Here is a 19,477-nt window from a genome sequence, read left to right on the forward strand (position 1 = left end):
TTTTATTTTTCATTAATATAAAATATGTTACTATATAAATGAGTATTGAACTTAATCAAGTTAATTTTTTTTATGGAATAGATCAAATACTATTTGATATTAATTTTACTTGTAAGTCTGGAGAAATATTAGTTTTACTTGGCCCAAGTGGTGCAGGTAAAAGTTTATTATTACGAATACTCAATTTACTAGAAATTCCTAGTACGGGCAATTTAAATATTGCTGGTTATTATTTTGATTTTAAAAATAGACCTAATATTAAGACTATTCGTTTATTACGTCAGAAGGTTGGTATGGTTTTTCAACAATATCACCTTTGGCCTCATTTAACAGTAAGACAAAATTTAACTGAAGCTCCTTGTAGAGTACAAGGATTAGTTCGTAAAATTGCTAATGCTCGTGCTGATAAATTACTCAATAGATTACAGCTTACTAATTTTGCAGAACGATTTCCTTTACATCTATCTGGTGGTGAACAACAAAGAGTAGCAATAGCTCGTGCATTAATGATGCAACCAAAAATTTTATTATTTGATGAACCAACTGCTGCACTCGATCCAGAAATTACAGCACAAATAGTAAGTATTATCCTTGAATTATCGCAAACAGGAATTACTCAGGTTATTGTTACTCATGAAATTGAATTAGCTCGTAAAATAGCTAGTTACTTGTTATATATAGAAAAGGGCAAAATTATAGAAAAAGGTGATGCTAGTCATTTTTCTTGGCCACATACAAATAATTTTGCTTACTTTTTATCACATTAAGTGATACTAAGGTAGTCAAAATGAATAAATTAATGATAATATTATTGTCAGTTATTTTCATTAGTTTTTCTAATGATGTTAATACATTACATTTTATTACTAATGCTAATTATGCACCATTTGAATTTATAAGTACTAATAATCAAATCCAAGGATTTGATATTGATATTGCAAATGCATTATGTAAAAATATGCATAAAATATGTACATTTACAAATCAGTCTTTTGAAAGTTTAATTCCTAGTTTAAATTATAAACGTTGTGATGCTGTCATAGCTGGTATAGATATAACTCCTGTACGTATGAATGAAGTAATTTTTACCAATTCATATTATACTAATAATGCAATTTTTATTACTAAAAAAGATAAATTATTTTTAGTAAAAAATAATATGATCCATAAAATTGGAACATTAAATGGATCTACATATCAAAAGTATTTAGTAGATAAATATCCATCTATAAAAATAGTAGCTTATGATAGCTATCATAATGCAATTTTAGATCTTAAAAGTGAACGTTTAGATAGCATCTTTGGTGATGCAGCTGTAATTAATCAATGGTTAAAAAAAGATAATAGTCTAATTACTGTTGGCAATAAAATTACTGATAAATCTTATTTTGGTTTAGGTTTTGGTATTGCCATACGTAAAGATAATAATATTTTATTAGCAAACTTAAATCATGCTTTAGCATGCATTAAACAAGATGGTACTTATCAAATAATTTACCAAAAATGGTTTCAATGAAAGAATTTCTGTTTCTTCTTACCAATGCTGCAGTTACTACTCTCAAACTAGCTATATGTGCTCTAATTATAGGTTTAATTTTAGCTATTAGTTTAGCTCTTATAGAAGAACTGAAATTTTTAAAATGGTTAAGATTATTATGTAAAATATTATTATTTATACTATATGGATTACCTGAAATATTAGTAGTATTATTTATATATTTAGGAATATCACAGTTATTATTAATAGCTACTTATTATATAAATAAGTGCATGATGGACATGCATTTGGGTTTTTTTGTTGTTAATCTTAACATTAGCCCATTTTCATGTGGTGTAATATCATTAGCTTTATTATATGCAGCCTATGCATATCAGACAATACAAGGAGCGATTAAAGTAATATCAAAAGGCCAATGGGAATCAGGTCAATCATTAGGTATGGATAATTTTGTTATTTTTTTTCGCTTAATTTTACCTCAAATATGGCGGTATGCTTTACCTGGATTAGGTAATCAATGGTTAGTTTTATTAAAAGATACTACACTAGTATCTCTCATTAGCGTAAATGATTTAATGCTACAAACAAAAAATATAATTATAATTACAAATAAACCTTATACATGGTATATAGTATCGGCAATGATTTATTTAATAATTGCACTCTTTAGCCAAGGTATAATATATATTTTACAGCGCAAAATAGTTTAGATAAACATAGATTATGTTCTAATGTTTAATTATTTCATTACATTATTATTTGGTTTACCAAATAGTCTATCATTAATGATAGCAGCAGTTTTAATAGCATTAGTATTAGCTTTAATATTTACTACAATCATTATTTTAAATATACCAATATTATCATATTTAGTTAAAATATATATTTTAGTTTTTACTGGCACTCCATTTTTAATACAACTATTTTTAATTTATTATGGTCCAGGACAATTTGTCGATTTATATTCTCCTTGGGTATGGTCTTTATTATCACAACCTTGGTTATGTGCTATGCTAGCTTTAGCATTAAATAGCACTGCTTATAGTACACAATTATTTGTAGGAGCTATAAGAGCTATACCTTTAGGACAATGGCATGCTTGTACTACGCTTGGTATGGATAAAAAACAATCTTTGTTTGTTTTAATGCCACTTGCTCTGAAAAGAAGTTTAAATGCTTATTCGAATGAAATTATACTTGTATTAAAAAGTACTTCTTTAGTTTATACAATTACAATTATGGATGTTATGGGTTATAGCCAATTAATTTATGGCAGAACTTATGATATTAAAGTCTTTATAGTTACTGGTATTATCTATTGTTTAATTATTTCAATAATTAAAATATTAATACATTATATTAAACAACGTATTTTACGCTTTGAGTTACATCATAATCAATAATTTAGTTGAAATAAAATAATCATATATATGATTATCTTGTAATAAAATACTGTTTATGTTAGTACTTTCTAAAGCTAGAAAGTATCATGTTTATGATTAATAAATCCTACTAAACAATAGGTTTATTTGATATGAAAGATAGAAAATAATCAAGATATAGCTGTATATCTTGATTGTGTCTCTCTTACGAACTTTTTCTTGCTTCTAGTAAGCAATTAACGTAATCTAGTAAGCTAGAACTATTTATATATATACTCATTAATTTAATATTTTCGTTAAAATTTAATTATAAAGCTAAAATTAGCTATAAAATTCTTAATTGGAGCGCTGGTATTATGCAAAACCAAAGAATACGTATTAGGTTGAAAGCGTTTGACCATCGTTTAATTGATCAGTCAACAGCAGAAATAGTTGATACAGCTAAACGTACCGGTGCTCAAGTACATGGTCCTATTCCTTTACCAACACGCAAAGAACATTTTACTATTTTGATTTCTCCGCATGTTAATAAAGATGCAAGGGATCAGTATGTAATTCGTACTCATAAACGTTTAGTTGATATAGTTAAACCAACAGAAAAAACAGTTGATGCTTTGATGCGTTTAGAGTTAGCTGCTGGTGTTGATGTACAAATTAGCTTGGGATAATAAATATGAAAAGGAATCCAAATTAGTGAAAGGTTTAATTGGACGTAAAATAGGGATGACGCGTATTTTTACTGATGAAGGTATATCAATTCCTATAACTATTATACAAGTAGAACCAAACATAATAACTCAGGTAAAATCTATCCAGACAGATGGATATTATGCTTATCAGGTTACTACAGGGACTAAAAAACCAAACTTAGTTATTAAACCGGAAGCTGGTCACTTTGCAAAAGCTGGAACTAAAGCAGGTCGTAGTTTATGGGAATTTCGTCTTAAACATGAAGAAAAACCAATTAATATTGGTGAAATTCTAACATTAGAATATTTTACGAATATTAAAAAAGTAGATATTACTGGTACATCTAAAGGAAAAGGATTCTCAGGTACAGTTAAGCGTTGGAATTTTCATATGCAAGATGCTAGTCATGGAAACTCATTATCGCATCGCGTTACTGGTTCTATAGGTCAAAACCAAACTCCTGGTAAAGTTTTTAAAGGAAAAAAGATGGCCGGACATATGGGTAATAAACGTGTAACAATTCAAAATTTAGATATCATACGTATTGATCTAAGAAAAAATTTATTACTTATAAAAGGTGCAATTCCAGGAGCGCCAGGAAATGATCTAATTATTAAACCAGCAATTAAACTATCGCATTAAGGATATATCTAATGGAATTAGTATTACAAGATACGCAAAAGTCTTTGACTGTTTCCAATAATATCTTTGGGTATAGATTTAATGAAGCTTTGATACATCAAGTAATTGTAGCATATGCTGCTCATACAAGATCAGGAAACCATGCTCAAAAAAGTCGTGCTGAAGTAGTAGGTTCTAACAAAAAACCATGGCGTCAAAAAGGTACTGGACGAGCACGTGCAGGGACAGTAAAAAGTCCGCTTTGGCGGTCTGGTGGTGTTACCTTTGCAGCAAAACCTAGAGATTATAGCCAAAAAATTAATAAGAAAATGTATCGTGGAGCTTTAAAAAGTATTTTTTCTGAATTAATTAGACAAAAACGTTTAATTGTTGTTGAGCAGTTCTGTATTCAAGCACCAAAAACTAAACTATTAGTCGATAAATTAAAAAAAATTACTCTGAAAAAAGTACTCATTATTACGCATCTTTTAGAACTAAACTTACTTTTAGCAGCGCGTAATCTTTATACAGTAGAAATATGTGATATTGCTAATATTAATCTTATTAGCTTAGTAACTTTTGATCAGGTAATTATTACCGCTAATTCGATCAAACAGATCGAGGAAAGATTGATATGATTTATGACAATCGTTTACTTAAAGTAATATGTGCTCCACATGTTTCTGAAAAAACCTCTGCAGTAATGGAAAAAAATAATATTCTAGTATTAAAAGTTGATAAAAAAGCTACTAAAGCTGCAATTAAACAAGCGATACTTCAGTTATTTGAAGTAAAAGTAAAAGAGATACATACAATTATCGTTAAAGGTAAAACAAAACGTCACGGAAAACGTATTGGTTTTCGTAGTAACTGGAAAAAAGCATATATTACTTTATATGAAGGACAAAATTTTACTTTGATAAACGGCGCAAAGTAAGTCGGAGAACAAAAAACAAATGACTATTGTAAAATGTAAGCCTACTTCGCCTGCTAGGCGTCATGTAATTAAAGTAGTTAATCCTGAACTACATAAAGGAAAACCATTTATTCCATTATTAGAAACTATAAGTAAATCAGGTGGTCGTAATAATAATGGTCATATAACCACACGTCACGTTGGTGGTGGCCATAAGCAACGTTATCGTATCATAGATTTTAAACGTAATAAAGATAATATTGCAGCAAAAATAGAAAGAATAGAGTACGATCCAAATCGTTCAGCTAATATAGCCTTAGTCTTGTATCAAGATGGTGAACGGCGTTATATTATAGCTCCAAAAGGATTAAAAGTAGGTGACCAAATCATATCTGGTCATCATGCAACAATAAAAACTGGTAATACTCTACCAATACAAAATATACCTCTTGGTTCTATAGTACATAATGTAGAAATAAAACCAGGTAAAGGTGGTCAAATAGCTAGATCTGCTGGTGCAAGTGTACAAATTATAGCCCGTGACTATAAATATGTAACTTTACGGTTACGTTCAGGTGAAATACGCAGAATTCATTCTGAATGTCGTGCTACTTTAGGTGAAGTTGGTAATGCTGAACATATGCTGCGTGTTCTTGGTAAAGCTGGTGCTAATCGTTGGCGTAGTATTCGTCCAACAGTACGTGGTACTGCAATGAATCCAGTTGATCATCCTCATGGAGGTGGTGAAGGTCGTAATTTTGGAAAGCACCCCGTATCTCCATGGGGAAAAAAAACTAAAGGTAAAAAGACGCGTAATAATAGACTCACTGATAAGTTTATTGTGCACCGTCGTAGCTAATAACAACTAGAGGATTAATGGATGCCACGTTCGCTTAAGAAAGGCCCTTTTATAGATCTACATTTATTACAAAAAGTAGAGAAAGCAGTAAAAACTAACGATAAAAAACCTATTCGAACTTGGTCTCGTCGTTCGACAATTTTTCCACAAATGATAGGTTTGACTATCGCAGTACATAATGGAAGACAACATATACCTATTTTTGTAGCTGATGAAATGGTAGGTCATAAACTAGGTGAATTTGCACCAACAAGGACTTATCGCGGTCATACAGCAGATAAAAAAGCTAAAAAGTATTAGTTTTCTAGCTTATAAATAAAGGTTAAATAAATGGAAACTATTGCTAAACATCGTTACGCAAATTCTTCTGCCCAAAAATTACGTTTAGTAATTAACTTAATTAGAGGAAAAGAAGTATCTAAAGCACTAGAAATATTAACTTATACTAATAAAAAAGCAGCTAATTTAGTAAAAAAAGTATTAGAGTCTGCTATTGCTAACGCTGAACATAACGATGGTGCTGATGTTGATGATCTTAAAATAGCAAAAATATTTGTTGATGTTGGACCAAGCATAAAACGCATTATGCCTCGTGCTAAAGGTCGTGTAGACCATATCCTTAAGCGTACTAGCCATATTACAGTTGTTGTATCTGATCGTTAAAATATGGAGATTAATAATGGGTCAGAAAGTCCATCCTAATGGATTCCGTTTAGGGATTATTAAATATTGGAACTCTACTTGGTATGCGAATAAAAAAGAATTCGCTCAATACCTGAATAGCGACTTTAAGGTTCGTCAATTTCTTGCTAGTGAACTAACTAAAGCCTCTATTTCCCGAGTAGTTATAGAACGTCCCGCTAAAAGTATTCGTATTACTATTCATACGGCACGTCCAGGTATTATAATTGGTAAAAAAGGTGAAGATGTTGAAAAATTACGTAAGTCTATTTCTTTAATTGCTGGTGTTCCATCGCAGATTAATATTGCTGAAGTACGTAAACCAGAACTAAATGCTAAACTTGTTGCTGAAAGTATTGTTTCACAAATAGAACGTCGTGTTATATTCCGTCGTGCTATGAAACGTGCTGTACAAAACACTATACGCTTAGGTGCTAAAGGTATTAAAGTCGAAGTTAGTGGTCGTTTAAGTGGCGTAGAAATAGCACGTACAGAGTGGTACCGTGAAGGTCGTGTGCCTTTGCATACTTTACGTGCCGATATAGATTATCATGTATCTGAGGCTCATACTACTTATGGTGTTATAGGAGTAAAAGTTTGGATCTTTAAAGGTGAGATATTAGATGGTATGATGGCAGTAGAACCAACAATAGAATCTATTACTCCACCAAAAACTCAGCAACGTAAAGGCCGTAAGTGAGGTAATCGCTAATGTTACAACCAAAGCGAACAAAATTTCGTAAAATGCAAAAAGGCCGTAACCGTGGCTTAGCATTGGATACGAATGTTAACTTCGGTACTTTTGGTTTAAAAGCGGTGGATCGTGGTCGTCTGACAGCTCGTCAAATAGAAGCTGCACGTCGTACTATAACACGTGCTATTAAACGTCAAGGAAAAATTTGGATTCGTATTTTTCCAGATAAACCAATTACTGAAAAACCTCTAGAAGTACGTATGGGGAAAGGTAAGGGGAATGTTGAAAATTGGGTTGCCTTAATTAAGCCTGGAAAAATATTATACGAAATAGACGGAGTGACAGAAGAGCTAGCTCGCGAAGCTTTAAGACTAGCAGCAGCTAAACTACCAATGAAAACTACTTTTGCAAATAAGATGATATTATCATGATTAAACAAGAGTTACGTGATAAAGACACGAAAGAATTACATATAGAATTACTAGGTTTATTTCGTGAACAATTTAATTTACGTATGCAAGCTGCTAGTGGTCAACTACAGCAAACTCATTTATTAAAAAAAGTACGTAATAAAATCGCGCGTGTTAAAACATTATTAACTGATAATACTGGTGTATAATGTGGATATAAAAAAGAATATTCGTATTAAACAAGGTCGTGTCGTTAGTAATAAAATGGATAAATCAATTGTAGTAGCAATTGAACGTATTATTAAACATCCTATATATGGTAAGTACATAAAACGTACAACTAAAATTCATGCCCATGATGAAAATAATGCTTGTAATATTGGTGATTTAATTGAAATAAAAGAATGTCGTCCTATTTCTAAAACTAAATCCTGGATACTTATCCGTATTATAGAAAAAGCTATTTGTTAAATAAAAAATATAAGTTTAGGTTATAAAAACGGTTCATGCATTGAACCGTTTTTATATTTATAAAATCAATTTACATATAAATAAAATATTCCTTATCAAGAGATATCATTTTACTTCTAATTTTAGTTGTATCATTTTCTTTTGGAGTAAAAGTATGATTCAAGAACAAACTATGCTAACTGTAGCTGATAACTCAGGAGCCCGTCGTGTAATGTGTATTAAGGTTTTAGGTGGTTCTTGCCGTCGTTATGCAAGTATTGGTGATGTAATAAAAATTACTATTAAGGAAGCTATTCCTCGAGGTAAAGTAAAAAAAGGTGATGTTCTAAAGGCTGTGATAGTACGTACTAAAAAGGGAGTTCGTCGTCCAGATGGTTCTATTGTTCGTTTTGATGGAAATGCATGTGTATTATTGAATAATAATGAACAACCTATTGGTACCAGAGTTTTTGGACCTATTACTCGCGAGCTACGTATAGAAAAATTTATGAAAATTATCTCTTTAGCACCAGAAGTTCTTTAAGGAATAAAAGTATGGCAACAAAAATTCGTTGTACTGATGAAGTAATAGTACTTACTGGTAAGTATAAAGGCAAACGTGGTATAGTAATAGCTATTTATTCACTTGGTAAAGCAATAGTATCAGGAATTAATATTGTTAAAAAACATCAAAAACCTGTTCCTGCACTTAATAAAACAGGAGGTATTATTGAGAAGGAATCAGTTATTCATATTTCTAATCTTACTATTTTTAATACCAAGATGAATCAAGCAGATCGCGTTAGTTTTAAAACTATTAATGGCAAAAAAGTTCGTGTTTTTAAATCGAATGGTCAAACTATTAATTAGTCTAGTTAGGAGCTAAGAGTAAAATGGCAAAATTATCTGATATTTATCAGGAACAAGTAATTGATAAATTAATTAATCAGTTTAGTTATAAGTCTAGGATGCAAGTTCCTAATATCGAAAAAATTATTTTAAATATGGGTGTTGGTCAAACAGTTACTGATAAAAAGCTTTTAGATAATGCTGTAGCTAATTTAACTGCTATTTCAGGTCAAAAACCAATTATTACTAAAGCCCGTAAATCTATTGCTAGTTTTAAGATTCGTCATGGTTATCCTATAGGTTGTAAAGTAACATTACGTGGTAAACGTATGTGGGAATTTTTTGATAAACTAATTTCGATTGTAATACCACGCATTCGTGATTTTCGTGGTTTTTCTATAAAATCATTTGATGGTCGCGGTAATTATTCGATAGGAGTTGTAGAGCAAATTATTTTTCCAGAAATTGATTATGATAAAATAGATCGTGTTCGTGGTATGAATATTACAATTACTACGACTGCAAATTCTAACAATGAAGGATATGCTCTATTATCAGCCTTAAACTTTCCATTTAGAAAAAATAAATAAAAGAAATAGGTATAAACTACTAATGACTAAGCAGTCTATCAGGGCACGCGAATTTAAGCGGATAATATTAGCAAAAAAATTTTTTGCAAAACGTATTAAACTTAAGCAAATTATATCAAATATACATTCTTCTTCTGAAGAACGTTGGAATGCTATTATCAAATTACAGCAATTACCACGTGATTCTAGTCGATCTCGTCAAAGAAATCGCTGCAGCCAAACAGGTAGGCCACATGCTTTTTTACGTAAATTTGGATTAAGCCGTATTAAAGTACGTGAAGCTGCTATGCGTGGAGAAATTCCTGGCTTAAGGAAAGCAAGTTGGTGATATAACTAATTAACATTTATGGAACTAATTAAATGAGTATGCAAGATCCTATAGCAGATATGTTGACTCGTATTCGTAATGGTCAAACTGCTCATAAAACAATATTATTTATGCCTTCATCTAAACTAAAAGTTGCAATTGCTCGTTTACTTCAAGAAGAAGGTTTTATTAAAGATTATAAAGTTGAAGGAAATATTAAAAAAAAACCAGTATTAAAAATTTTCCTAAAATACTTCCAAGGAAAGCCTGTAATAGAAAATATTCAGCGTATTAGTCGTCCTAGTTTGCGGATTTATAGAAAAAAAACTGCATTACCTAATATTATGGGAGGTATGGGTATTGCTATTATTTCTACTTCTAAAGGTATAATGACTGATTATACAGCTCGTCAAGCTGGTCTTGGTGGTGAGATTATTTGTCATGTAGCTTAATTGGGAATTAAAGTATGTCTCGTATTGCAAAATTACCTATTAATATTCCTCCGAATGTAGGAGTTGAAATTAACGGGCAAAAAATTACGATAAAAGGTGATAATGGTGAGTTAACGCATACTATTAATAATGCAGTATCAATTCAAAAAATTGATGATCAGTTAACTTTTGTTCCACGTCATAATTATACTCATGGTTGGGCTCTTGCAGGCACTACACGTGCTATATTAAATAGTATGGTAATTGGTGTAACACAAGGCTTTACTAAAAAGCTACAGCTAATAGGTGTAGGTTACCGTATTACTTTGAATAATCATGTTATTAGTTTATTTTTGGGTTACTCTCATACTATTAATTATAAATTACCTATGAATATTACTGCAGAATGTCCTAGTCCAACTGAAATAATACTAAAAAGTGCTGATAAACAAGCTCTTGGTCAAGTTGCTATAGATCTACATTCCTATCGTCACCCTGACCCTTATAAGGGTAAAGGTATTCGTTATGCGGAAGAAATAGTATATACCAAAGAAGCTAAGAAAAAGTAAAGGTAAGTAGTGAATGGATAAGAAGAAGGCTCGTCTTCGTCGTGCTGCTAGTACACGACACAAACTGCAAAATTCTACTCGTTTAGTCGTACATCGTACTATTCGTCATATTTATGCACAAATTATTGCGCCACATAATTCTAAAGTTCTAATAGCTGCTTCTACAGTTGAAAAAATGATAGCAAATCAATTAAAAAATACAGGCAATAAAGAAGCAGCAGTAGCTGTAGGCAAAAAAATAGCAGAAAGAGCTTTAGCACAAGGTATTTATAATGTTTCTTTTGATCGTTCTGGATACCAATATCATGGTAGAGTCCAAGCTTTAGCAGAAGCCGCACGTGAAGTAGGACTAAATTTTTAGGATTATCTAATATGGTACATATAGAAAAGCAAATAAGTGATTTGCAAGAAAAACTTATTGCGGTAAACCGAGTTTCTAAAACTGTAAAAGGTGGCAGAATTTTCAGTTTTACTGCACTAACAGTTGTTGGTGATAGTAATGGTCGTGTTGGTTTTGGTTATGGTAAAGCTCGTGAAGTACCTACCGCAATACAAAAAGCTATGGATAAGGCACGACGTAATATGACCACTATTGTACTTAATAGTGGTGGAACTTTACAACATTCAATTAAAGGTGTACATACAGGTTCTCGTGTATTTATGCAACCAGCTTCAGAAGGTACTGGTATTATAGCAGGTGGTGCTATGCGAGCAGTTTTAGAAGTTACAGGAATTCGTAATGTTTTAGCTAAAACTTATGGTTCTACTAATCCTATTAATGTTGTACGAGCTACTATAAATGCTCTAAATAAAATGAAATCACCGGAAATGATAGCAGCTAAACGTGGTAAAACTATTGAAGAAATTTTGAGGTAGTTAATGATAAAAAATATTAGAATAACTCAGACACGTAGTTCTATTGGTTGTTTACCCAAACACAAAGCTACTCTAGCTGGTTTAGGCTTACGTCGTATTGGTCATGCTGTTGAACGTCAAGATAATCCTGTAATACAAGGTATGATTAATTTAATTTCTTATATGGTAAAGGTTGAAAAACAATAGATGCGGTTAAATACTATATCGCCATCTAAAGGCGCAAAACATTCTTCTAAGCGTCTAGGACGTGGTATTGGTTCTGGCTTAGGTAAAACTAGTGGCCGAGGTCATAAAGGACAAAAAGCACGCTCAGGATGTAGTATACATCGTGGTTTTGAAGGTGGTCAAACGCCTTTATACCGTCGTTTACCAAAATTTGGTTTTACGTCGTGTAAAGCTACGGTAACAACAGAAATTCGTCTTGCAGATCTATCAAAATTACAAGATAACTTGATTGATTTAAAAACGCTCAAAAAAGCAAATATTATTCCAAAAAAGATAAAATGGGTTAAAATTATATTAACTGGTGATATTAAACGCGCTATTACGGTACGTAGTTTGCGTGTAAGTAAAGGAGCCAAGTTAGCTATCGAAGCCGCTGGTGGAAAAATAGAATGAGGAATAAAGTAGCTAATGGTTAAAAACCTAGGAGTCAATTCTAAAAACACGAAAATTTGGTTTGCTGAATTAAGATGTCGTATTTTTTTTCTATTAGGAGCACTAGTTGTTTTTCGTATAGGTACGTTTATCCCTATACCTGGTATTAATACGACGATTTTAAGTCAGTTACTTGAAGAGCAAAAAGGTACAATTATTGAAATATTTAATATGTTCTCAGGTGGTGCCTTGAATCGTGCCTCTATATTTGCATTAGGTATTATGCCTTATATTTCAGCATCAATTATTCTTCATTTACTAACAGTTATCCACCCTACACTAGCTGATTTAAAAAAGGAAGGTAAATCTGGCCGTCGTAAAATTAGACAATATACTTGCTATGTTACGTTATTATTGGGGATACTACAGTCAATTGGTATTGCTAATAGTTTTACAACAATGTCTGGAATACACCAGATAATCATTGATCCTGGATTATTGTTTTATTCTACTGCCGTTATAAGCTTACTATGTGGTACTATGTTTTTAATGTGGTTAGGTAATCAAATTACTGAAAGAGGTCTAGGTAATGGTATATCTGTTATTATTTTTACGGGTATTATAGCAGGTCTACCCTCAGCTATTAGTAAGACGATTGAACTAACACGACAAGGTGATTTACCATTTATTATTTTGTTATTAATTGGAATAATAGTTTTTATTGTTACATTTGTAGTTGTTTTTGTTGAACGTGGACAACGTCGTATAATTATTAATTATGCTCAACGTCAACAAGGACGTCGTATTTATGCAGCACAACATACGCATTTACCTATAAAAGTAAATATAGCTGGTGTTCTTCCTGCTATTTTCGCTGCTAGTATTATTTTATTTCCAGCTACTCTAGCATCCTGGTTCGGTGGTACTACTCGTTGGAGATGGTTAAATAGTATTTATTTATATTTACAACCAAATCAACCTATTTATGTTTTGCTATACGCTATTGCTATTATGTTTTTTTGTTTCTTTTATACAGCATTAGTTTTTAATCCTCGAGATACAGCTAATAACTTAAAAAAATCAGGTGCATTTGTTCCAGGTATTCGTCCAGGAGAACAAACTGCCAAATATTTAAATATAGTTACGAATCGTCTTACTTTATTTGGTGCTATTTACATGGTAGTAGTTTGTTTAATTCCAGAATTTATGCGGGATATAATGAATGTTCCTTTTTATTTTGGAGGAACCTCTTTATTAATTGTTGTTGTAGTCATAATGGAATTGATGATTCAAATACAAACTCTTATGATGTCATGTCAATATGAATCTATTTTAAAAAAAGCTAACTTAAAATCTGTTAACCGTTCATAACGCATAACGGTGAACTAATAAAATTACAGAGAATAAAATGAAAGTACGTACTTCCGTCAAAACATTGTGTCGTAACTGCAAAATTGTTAAGCGTCATGGTATTATTCGTGTAATTTGTAGTTCTGATCCTAAACATAAACAACGTCAAGGTTAACTATAAAAATTATTAGGAGTACATAGTGGCCCGTATAGCCGGTATTAATATCCCTGATCACAAACATACTGTTATTGCATTAACATCAATTTATGGTATAGGTATAAAACGTTCACAGTATATTTGCAATGCTACAGGTATTCCTCAAAATACTAAACTTAGTACGCTATCAGAAACGCAAATAGATACTCTACGTGATGTAATTACCCAATTTACTATTGAAGGCGATCTTAGACGCGAAGTTACTTTGAACATTAAGCGTTTAATTGATCTTGGTACTTATCGTGGTTTACGTCATCGTCGTAGTCTTCCGGTACGGGGTCAACGTACTAAAACTAATGCTCGTACTCGTAAGGGTCCACGTAAGCCGATAAAGAAATAGTCTTTTTAGAAAGGTCAATAGATTATGGCTAAAACAATTTTAGCAGCACGTAAGCATATTAAAAAACAGGTTGTAGACGGTATAGCTCATATTCATGCTTCTTTTAACAACACAATTGTTACAATTACTGATCGTCAAGGTAATACTTTAGGTTGGGCTACCGCTGGTAACTCTGGTTTTCGTGGTTCTCGTAAATCTACTCCATTTGCTGCACAAGTAGCCGCCGAACGTTGTGCAGAAGCGGTTAAAGATTATGGTATTAAAAATTTAGAAGTAATGGTTAAAGGACCTGGTCCAGGTCGTGAATCAACTGTAAGAGCATTAAATGCTGCTGGTTTTCGTATAACTAATATTACTGATGTTACACCTATTCCTCATAATGGTTGTCGTCCACCTAAAAAGCGCCGTGTATAATTTATAAATAAAGAACTAACCTATTTAATAAAATTGAGTAAAGTAAATGGCAAGATATTTAGGGCCTAAACTTAAAATGAGTCGTCGTGAGAACATAGATCTTTTTCTTAAATCTGGTGTTCGTGCTATAGATTCTAAATGTAAAATTGAGCAACCTCCTGGTCAACATGGAGCACGTAAACCACGTCTCTCTGATTATGGTTTACAACTACGTGAAAAACAAAAAGTACGTCGTATATACGGTATACTAGAACGCCAATTTCGTAACTATTATCAAGAAGCCGCACGTCTGAAAGGTAATACTGGTGAAAGCTTATTACAGCTATTAGAAAGTCGCTTAGATAATGTTGTGTACCGAATGGGTTTTGGTGCAACCCGTGCAGAATCTCGCCAATTAGTTAGTCATAAAGCTATTATGGTTAATAACCATATAGTTAATATAGCATCCTATCAAGTAGCTATTAATGATAAAATTAGCATACGTGATAAAGCAAAAAAGCAATCTCGCATTCGTGCTTCATTAGAACTAGCTGAGCAACGTGAAAAACCTACCTGGCTTGAGGTGGATATAGTTAAAATGGAAGGTATATTTAAGAAAATACCTGAAAGAATTCATCTATCAGCACATATTAATGAACATATGATCGTTGAACTTTACTCTAAGTAAAGTTCTAAAGAGAGGAAACTATGCAGGGTTCTGTAACGGAATTTTTAAAGCCGCGCTTAGTTGATATCGAGCAACTTAGTTTAACACATGCAAAAGTTATTCTTGAGCCTTTAGAACGTGGTTTTGGCCATACTCTTGGTAACGCTTTGCGTCGTATTCTGCTTTCATCAATACCAGGTTACGCAGTTACGGAAGTTGAGATTGATGGTATACTACATGAGTATAGTACAAAAGAAGGGATAAGAGAAGATATAATTGAAATTTTACTTAACCTAAAAGAGCTTGCAGTAAAAGTTCAAAGCAAAGATAACGTGATTTTAACTTTAAATAAGTCAGGTCTTGGCCCAGTTACTGCAGCTAATATTATCCATGATAGTGATGTTCAGATTATTAAACCACAGCATATATTATGCCACTTAACCGAAGAAAATGCTTCGATTAATATGAGAATTAAAGTTCAACGTGGACGTGGCTATGTTCCAGCATCTGCTAGAATTCATAAATATGATCGACCTATTGGTCGATTGCTAGTAGATGCATGCTATAGTCCTGTAGAAAATATATCCTACAATGTAGAAGCAGCAAGAGTTGAACAACGTACTGATTTAGACAAATTAATTTTAGAAATAGAAACAAATGGAACTATAGATCCTGAAGAAGCTATTCGTCGTGCAGCTACTATTCTTGCTGAACAATTAGAAGCTTTTGTTGATTTGCGTGATATAAGTCAACCAGAAGTAAAAGAAGAAAAACCAGAATTTGATCCAGTACTTTTGCGTCCAGTTGACGATCTTGAATTAACTGTACGTTCTGCTAATTGCCTTAAAGCGGAAGCAATTCATTATATAGGAGATTTAGTACAGCGTACTGAAGTTGAATTACTTAAAACTCCTAATCTCGGTAAAAAATCTCTAACCGAAATTAAGGATGTTTTAGCTTCTAGAGGTTTATCTTTAGGTATGCGTCTTGAGAATTGGCCTCCGTTAGGTTTTATTGATAAATAAAAAAATATTGTAACTCATTAACTTGTACTGTTAAAAGATGTTGATAAAAATAAGGAAAACATCATGCGACATCGTAAGTGTGGGCGTAAACTAAACCGTAATAGTAGTCATCTACATGCTATGTTACGTAATATGGCTGCTTCATTAATTATAAATGAAGTTATTAAAACTACTCTACCAAAAGCAAAAGAACTACCTCGTGTAGTTGAACCATTAATTACACTTGCTAAGCATGATAATATCGCAAATCGCCGTCTAGTTTTTGCTAAAATAAGATCTAACGAAATCGTGTCAAAACTTTTTCGTGAACTTGGTCCACGTTTTTTAAACCGTACAGGGGGTTATACCAGAATTTTAAAATGTGGTTTTCGTGCTGGTGATAATGCACCAATGGCATATATTGAGTTTGTTGATCGTATTTCAGCTAATAATTCTAAAGATATTAATTAAATTTATCTTTCCCTTTTTTATGTGGTGCTGATAGGCAGATTTGAACTGCCGACCTCACCCTTACCAAGGGTGTGCTCTACCAAAACTAAGCTATATCAGCAAAAATATTTACTCCTAATTTTAGGAGAGCGGGTAGTGGGAATCGAACCCACATCGTCAGCTTGGAAGGCTAATGTAATAACCATTATACAATACCCGCCTGTTAAATTGAGGAATGGTGGGAGAAGGATTCGAACCTTCGAAGTCAGTGACGGCAGATTTACAGTCTGCTCCCTTTGGCCGCTTGGGTACCCCACCTTATTCATTATATTTTAATGCCGACAGAAGGAGTCGAACCTTCCACCTACTGATTACAAGTCAGTTACTCTACCAGCTGAGCTATGTCGGCGACATTAGTATTACGCATTCTAAGTATAGCTTAGAACTGATGCAACAAAAAAATCATTTTTTGTTAAATTTTCTCAAAAAATAACAACATTATCTATCTCCAATAGACTAATTAACGTAATTTTTTGATTTTAATGAGAAAAACTACACGGAAAAAATTTCGTTGTCTGATATTTTTTCTCTGGTTTATTTTTATGCAAACTGGATAGATCTGTACATAACTGGCTATTTCATACATATATATTATTATTTATAATTAATAATTTGTATAATTAAAGCTGTGCAACAACTCCTGAATTTAACTACTTATTTGCAATTTAGCTGCAAAAAATGGGCGGCATTAAGTAAATCTTTTCCATTAACTAAAGAAGAAGTCATTAAATTAAAAAGTATTAATAAGCAACTTTCTTTAAAAGAAGTATCCGATATCTACTTACCGTTATCACATTTATTGAATTTCTATATTAATAGTAATAGAAGTTATTCAGTGGTACCAAAACTATTTCTAGGTACAGAAAACCTACGAACACCATTTATTATTGGTATTACTGGTAGTGTAGCAGCGGGTAAAAGTACTACCGCTCGCGTATTACAAATATTATTAAGTCGTTGGCCTGAAAATCGAACTGTCGATCTGGTAACAACAGATGATTTTTTGCATCCTAATCAAGTTCTAAAAGAACGGGATCTGATGAAGAAAAAGGGTTTTCCAAATACATATGATATACGTAGTTTAATGAAATTTATATTAGAAATTAAATCTGGTATGCACTATGTTACTACTCCAATTTATTCTCATTTAATCTATGATATTGTTCCTTATAAGAAAAAGGTGCTTCTTCAGCCAGATGTACTATTACTTGAAGGGTTAAATATATTAAAAAATAACACTCATTATAGAAAATATAATTTTCCTTTTGTTATTTCTGATTTTATTGATTTTTCTATTTATATAGATGCTCCTCAGGATATTATACAAACCTGGTATATCAACCGTTTTCTGAATTTACGTAAACAAGCATTTTTTAATCCTAGTTCTTATTTTAATCATTATACCCATCTGTCAGAACAAGATGCTATAGTGACTGCAACGAAATTATGGTATGAAATTAATGTTCCTAATTTAGAACAAAATATTTTACCTAATCACACAAATGCTAATTTAATTTTAAGCAAAAGTATTAATCATTCAGTCAGTAAGATACTTTTACGTCAATAAAATATATATTATAAATTTAATATTAGATTAATGATTAATTCCTATTATTAAGGAATGATATTTGGAAACATTATTAGTTAATGAAGCAATCGCTGAAATACGTACCATACAAGATATGTTACGCTGGACAGTTAGTCAATTTAATGCATCTTCAATTTGCTATGGACATGGTACTAATAATTCATGGGATGAAGCCTTAAGATTAATATTGCCTAGTTTATTCTTACAACTAGATTTCCCTGTAGAAATGTATTGTACTAGTTTAACTTTGAGTGAACGTACCCGTATAATTGAACGTGTTATACGAAGAATCAACGATCATATTCCTGTGTCTTATCTAACTAATAAAGCCTGGTTTTGTAATTTAGAGTTTTATGTAGATAAAAGAGTATTAATTCCTCGTTCTCCTATTGGAGAATTGATTCAAGATAATTTCCGTAATTTACTTCCTCAAACACCATTACATATCCTAGATATGTGCACTGGTAGTGGCTGTATTGCTATAGCTATTGCTTACCTTTATCCAGAAGCTAAGATTGATGCAGTAGATATCTCAATAGATGCACTTGAGGTTACCTGGCATAATATTAAACAACATGAATTAGAAAATCGTGTTTATCCTATTTGCTCTGATTTATTTAGTGAATTATCTCCATTGTGTTATGATTTAATAGTTGCTAATCCTCCTTATGTAGATGAGAAAAGCATGAAGCATTTACCGTTAGAGTTCTATGCAGAACCAGTTTTAGCGCTTATAGCGGGAAAAGATGGATTAGAATTTATACGTCGTATTTTAGCCTGTGCGCCTCGCTATCTTAGTTCTCACGGTATACTTATCTGTGAAGTTGGTAGTACAACAATGACAACATTGATAGAACAGTATCCGACTGTGCCTTTCTTTTGGTTTGAATTATTTAATGGAGGTGAAGGTATTTTTATGTTAACTCATCAACAACTAGTTGACCATATAGATGCTTTTCAGTCTTGCGGTAATTAATTGAGAGAAGAT

34 protein-coding genes and 4 tRNA genes are annotated in these 19,477 nt (G+C 32.1%); 34 read left to right on the forward strand and 4 right to left on the reverse strand.

Annotation, left to right across the window (positions count from 1 at the left end; all coding sequences use genetic code 11):
• Positions 1–38: 38 nt before the first annotated feature.
• The 32 genes from artP to rplQ all read left to right on the forward strand — a co-directional run bounded on the left by artP (position 39) and on the right by rplQ (position 16,862).
• Positions 39–767 carry an arginine ABC transporter ATP-binding protein ArtP gene (gene artP, locus BCI_RS01595; RefSeq protein ID WP_011520504.1) on the forward strand — a complete coding sequence of 243 codons (729 nt, stop codon included), beginning with the start codon at positions 39–41 and terminating at the stop codon, positions 765–767.
• Positions 768–787: 20 nt separating this feature from the next.
• On the forward strand, positions 788–1,516 hold the full coding sequence (locus BCI_RS01600) for a transporter substrate-binding domain-containing protein (RefSeq protein ID WP_011520505.1): 729 nt from the start codon (positions 788–790) through the stop codon (positions 1,514–1,516).
• The gene (gene artQ, locus BCI_RS01605) at positions 1,513–2,208 is read left to right on the forward strand and encodes an arginine ABC transporter permease ArtQ (RefSeq protein WP_011520506.1); all 696 of its coding nucleotides are present in this window, start codon (positions 1,513–1,515) and stop codon (positions 2,206–2,208) included. Before BCI_RS01600 ends, artQ begins: the two co-directional genes overlap by 4 nt.
• A 21-nt stretch (positions 2,209–2,229) precedes the next feature.
• Positions 2,230–2,901, forward strand: coding sequence for an arginine ABC transporter permease ArtM (gene artM / locus BCI_RS01610; RefSeq protein WP_011520507.1), 672 nt, complete (start codon positions 2,230–2,232; stop codon positions 2,899–2,901).
• A 335-nt stretch (positions 2,902–3,236) separates the two neighbouring features.
• Positions 3,237–3,548, forward strand: a complete 312-nt coding sequence (gene rpsJ / locus BCI_RS01615) for a 30S ribosomal protein S10 (RefSeq protein WP_011520508.1) — start codon at positions 3,237–3,239, stop codon at positions 3,546–3,548.
• A gap of 25 nt (positions 3,549–3,573) precedes the next feature.
• Complete coding sequence (rplC, locus tag BCI_RS01620; protein ID WP_011520509.1) at positions 3,574–4,212, forward strand: 50S ribosomal protein L3; 639 nt, start codon at positions 3,574–3,576, stop codon at positions 4,210–4,212.
• 11 nt (positions 4,213–4,223) lie between these two features.
• A complete protein-coding gene (gene rplD, locus BCI_RS01625) occupies positions 4,224–4,829 on the forward strand; it encodes a 50S ribosomal protein L4 (protein ID WP_011520510.1) in 606 nt (201 codons plus the stop codon).
• Positions 4,826–5,128, forward strand: a complete 303-nt coding sequence (gene rplW, locus BCI_RS01630) for a 50S ribosomal protein L23 (RefSeq protein ID WP_011520511.1) — start codon at positions 4,826–4,828, stop codon at positions 5,126–5,128. The genes rplD and rplW overlap by 4 nt, the downstream gene beginning before the upstream one ends.
• 19 nt (positions 5,129–5,147) lie before the next feature.
• Positions 5,148–5,966: a 50S ribosomal protein L2 gene (gene rplB, locus BCI_RS01635; protein ID WP_011520512.1), complete on the forward strand. Its 819-nt coding sequence runs from the start codon at positions 5,148–5,150 to the stop codon at positions 5,964–5,966.
• Positions 5,967–5,987: 21 nt separating this feature from the next.
• The gene (gene rpsS, locus BCI_RS01640; protein WP_011520513.1) at positions 5,988–6,266 is read left to right on the forward strand and encodes a 30S ribosomal protein S19; all 279 of its coding nucleotides are present in this window, start codon (positions 5,988–5,990) and stop codon (positions 6,264–6,266) included.
• 30 nt (positions 6,267–6,296) lie between these two features.
• A complete protein-coding gene (gene rplV / locus BCI_RS01645; protein WP_011520514.1) occupies positions 6,297–6,629 on the forward strand; it encodes a 50S ribosomal protein L22 in 333 nt (110 codons plus the stop codon).
• Between the two features lie 16 nt (positions 6,630–6,645).
• Positions 6,646–7,347: a 30S ribosomal protein S3 gene (rpsC, locus tag BCI_RS01650; RefSeq protein ID WP_011520515.1), complete on the forward strand. Its 702-nt coding sequence runs from the start codon at positions 6,646–6,648 to the stop codon at positions 7,345–7,347.
• 11 nt (positions 7,348–7,358) lie between these two features.
• Positions 7,359–7,772, forward strand: coding sequence for a 50S ribosomal protein L16 (rplP, locus tag BCI_RS01655; RefSeq protein WP_011520516.1), 414 nt, complete (start codon positions 7,359–7,361; stop codon positions 7,770–7,772).
• Positions 7,769–7,960 (forward strand): 50S ribosomal protein L29, encoded by a 192-nt coding sequence (gene rpmC / locus BCI_RS01660; RefSeq protein ID WP_011520517.1) that lies wholly within the window; start codon positions 7,769–7,771, stop codon positions 7,958–7,960. Before rplP ends, rpmC begins: the two co-directional genes overlap by 4 nt.
• A 7-nt stretch (positions 7,961–7,967) precedes the next feature.
• Positions 7,968–8,222: a 30S ribosomal protein S17 gene (gene rpsQ, locus BCI_RS01665; RefSeq protein WP_041574938.1), complete on the forward strand. Its 255-nt coding sequence runs from the start codon at positions 7,968–7,970 to the stop codon at positions 8,220–8,222.
• Between the two features lie 154 nt (positions 8,223–8,376).
• Positions 8,377–8,745, forward strand: a complete 369-nt coding sequence (gene rplN / locus BCI_RS01670; protein ID WP_041574890.1) for a 50S ribosomal protein L14 — start codon at positions 8,377–8,379, stop codon at positions 8,743–8,745.
• Positions 8,746–8,756: 11 nt separating this feature from the next.
• The gene (gene rplX, locus BCI_RS01675) at positions 8,757–9,071 is read left to right on the forward strand and encodes a 50S ribosomal protein L24 (protein WP_011520520.1); all 315 of its coding nucleotides are present in this window, start codon (positions 8,757–8,759) and stop codon (positions 9,069–9,071) included.
• A gap of 23 nt (positions 9,072–9,094) precedes the next feature.
• The gene (gene rplE, locus BCI_RS01680; RefSeq protein ID WP_011520521.1) at positions 9,095–9,640 is read left to right on the forward strand and encodes a 50S ribosomal protein L5; all 546 of its coding nucleotides are present in this window, start codon (positions 9,095–9,097) and stop codon (positions 9,638–9,640) included.
• Between the two features lie 22 nt (positions 9,641–9,662).
• Positions 9,663–9,968: a 30S ribosomal protein S14 gene (gene rpsN / locus BCI_RS01685; protein WP_011520522.1), complete on the forward strand. Its 306-nt coding sequence runs from the start codon at positions 9,663–9,665 to the stop codon at positions 9,966–9,968.
• Positions 9,969–10,000: 32 nt separating this feature from the next.
• Entirely contained in the window at positions 10,001–10,399 is a 399-nt protein-coding gene (gene rpsH / locus BCI_RS01690) for a 30S ribosomal protein S8 (protein ID WP_011520523.1), read from the forward strand.
• Positions 10,400–10,413: 14 nt separating this feature from the next.
• Entirely contained in the window at positions 10,414–10,947 is a 534-nt protein-coding gene (gene rplF / locus BCI_RS01695) for a 50S ribosomal protein L6 (protein ID WP_011520524.1), read from the forward strand.
• A 13-nt stretch (positions 10,948–10,960) separates the two neighbouring features.
• Positions 10,961–11,308, forward strand: coding sequence for a 50S ribosomal protein L18 (gene rplR / locus BCI_RS01700; protein WP_011520525.1), 348 nt, complete (start codon positions 10,961–10,963; stop codon positions 11,306–11,308).
• An 11-nt stretch (positions 11,309–11,319) separates the two neighbouring features.
• Entirely contained in the window at positions 11,320–11,823 is a 504-nt protein-coding gene (rpsE, locus tag BCI_RS01705) for a 30S ribosomal protein S5 (RefSeq protein ID WP_011520526.1), read from the forward strand.
• 3 nt (positions 11,824–11,826) lie between these two features.
• Positions 11,827–12,009, forward strand: coding sequence for a 50S ribosomal protein L30 (rpmD, locus tag BCI_RS01710; RefSeq protein WP_011520527.1), 183 nt, complete (start codon positions 11,827–11,829; stop codon positions 12,007–12,009).
• Positions 12,010–12,441: a 50S ribosomal protein L15 gene (gene rplO / locus BCI_RS01715; RefSeq protein ID WP_011520528.1), complete on the forward strand. Its 432-nt coding sequence runs from the start codon at positions 12,010–12,012 to the stop codon at positions 12,439–12,441.
• Positions 12,442–12,456: 15 nt separating this feature from the next.
• On the forward strand, positions 12,457–13,791 hold the full coding sequence (secY, locus tag BCI_RS01720; RefSeq protein WP_011520529.1) for a preprotein translocase subunit SecY: 1,335 nt from the start codon (positions 12,457–12,459) through the stop codon (positions 13,789–13,791).
• A 37-nt stretch (positions 13,792–13,828) separates the two neighbouring features.
• Entirely contained in the window at positions 13,829–13,945 is a 117-nt protein-coding gene (gene rpmJ, locus BCI_RS01725; protein WP_011520530.1) for a 50S ribosomal protein L36, read from the forward strand.
• Positions 13,946–13,970: 25 nt separating this feature from the next.
• On the forward strand, positions 13,971–14,327 hold the full coding sequence (rpsM, locus tag BCI_RS01730; RefSeq protein ID WP_011520531.1) for a 30S ribosomal protein S13: 357 nt from the start codon (positions 13,971–13,973) through the stop codon (positions 14,325–14,327).
• Positions 14,328–14,351: 24 nt separating this feature from the next.
• Complete coding sequence (gene rpsK, locus BCI_RS01735) at positions 14,352–14,741, forward strand: 30S ribosomal protein S11 (RefSeq protein ID WP_011520532.1); 390 nt, start codon at positions 14,352–14,354, stop codon at positions 14,739–14,741.
• A 46-nt stretch (positions 14,742–14,787) separates the two neighbouring features.
• A complete protein-coding gene (rpsD, locus tag BCI_RS01740; protein WP_011520533.1) occupies positions 14,788–15,408 on the forward strand; it encodes a 30S ribosomal protein S4 in 621 nt (206 codons plus the stop codon).
• A gap of 20 nt (positions 15,409–15,428) precedes the next feature.
• Positions 15,429–16,412: a DNA-directed RNA polymerase subunit alpha gene (locus tag BCI_RS01745; protein ID WP_011520534.1), complete on the forward strand. Its 984-nt coding sequence runs from the start codon at positions 15,429–15,431 to the stop codon at positions 16,410–16,412.
• Between the two features lie 63 nt (positions 16,413–16,475).
• Entirely contained in the window at positions 16,476–16,862 is a 387-nt protein-coding gene (gene rplQ, locus BCI_RS01750) for a 50S ribosomal protein L17 (RefSeq protein ID WP_011520535.1), read from the forward strand.
• A 22-nt stretch (positions 16,863–16,884) separates the two neighbouring features.
• Here rplQ and BCI_RS01755 read toward each other — a convergent pair.
• The 4 genes from BCI_RS01755 to BCI_RS01770 all read right to left on the reverse strand — a co-directional run bounded on the left by BCI_RS01755 (position 16,885) and on the right by BCI_RS01770 (position 17,250).
• A tRNA-Thr gene (locus BCI_RS01755) sits at positions 16,885–16,962 on the reverse strand.
• Between the two features lie 27 nt (positions 16,963–16,989).
• Positions 16,990–17,061 (reverse strand) — tRNA-Gly (locus BCI_RS01760).
• 16 nt (positions 17,062–17,077) lie between these two features.
• Positions 17,078–17,159 (reverse strand) — tRNA-Tyr (locus BCI_RS01765).
• Between the two features lie 18 nt (positions 17,160–17,177).
• Positions 17,178–17,250, reverse strand: a tRNA-Thr gene (locus tag BCI_RS01770).
• 267 nt (positions 17,251–17,517) lie between these two features.
• On the opposite strand from BCI_RS01770, the gene coaA reads away from it, so the two are divergent.
• Positions 17,518–18,468, forward strand: coding sequence for a type I pantothenate kinase (gene coaA, locus BCI_RS01775; protein ID WP_143485614.1), 951 nt, complete (start codon positions 17,518–17,520; stop codon positions 18,466–18,468).
• Positions 18,469–18,529: 61 nt separating this feature from the next.
• Positions 18,530–19,465: a 50S ribosomal protein L3 N(5)-glutamine methyltransferase gene (gene prmB, locus BCI_RS01780; protein ID WP_011520537.1), complete on the forward strand. Its 936-nt coding sequence runs from the start codon at positions 18,530–18,532 to the stop codon at positions 19,463–19,465.
• The last annotated feature ends 12 nt before the right edge of the window (positions 19,466–19,477 follow it).

The organism is Baumannia cicadellinicola str. Hc (Homalodisca coagulata), from assembly GCF_000013185.1.
In the GTDB taxonomy this organism is placed as follows: Bacteria; Pseudomonadota; Gammaproteobacteria; order Enterobacterales; family Enterobacteriaceae; genus Baumannia; species Baumannia cicadellinicola_E.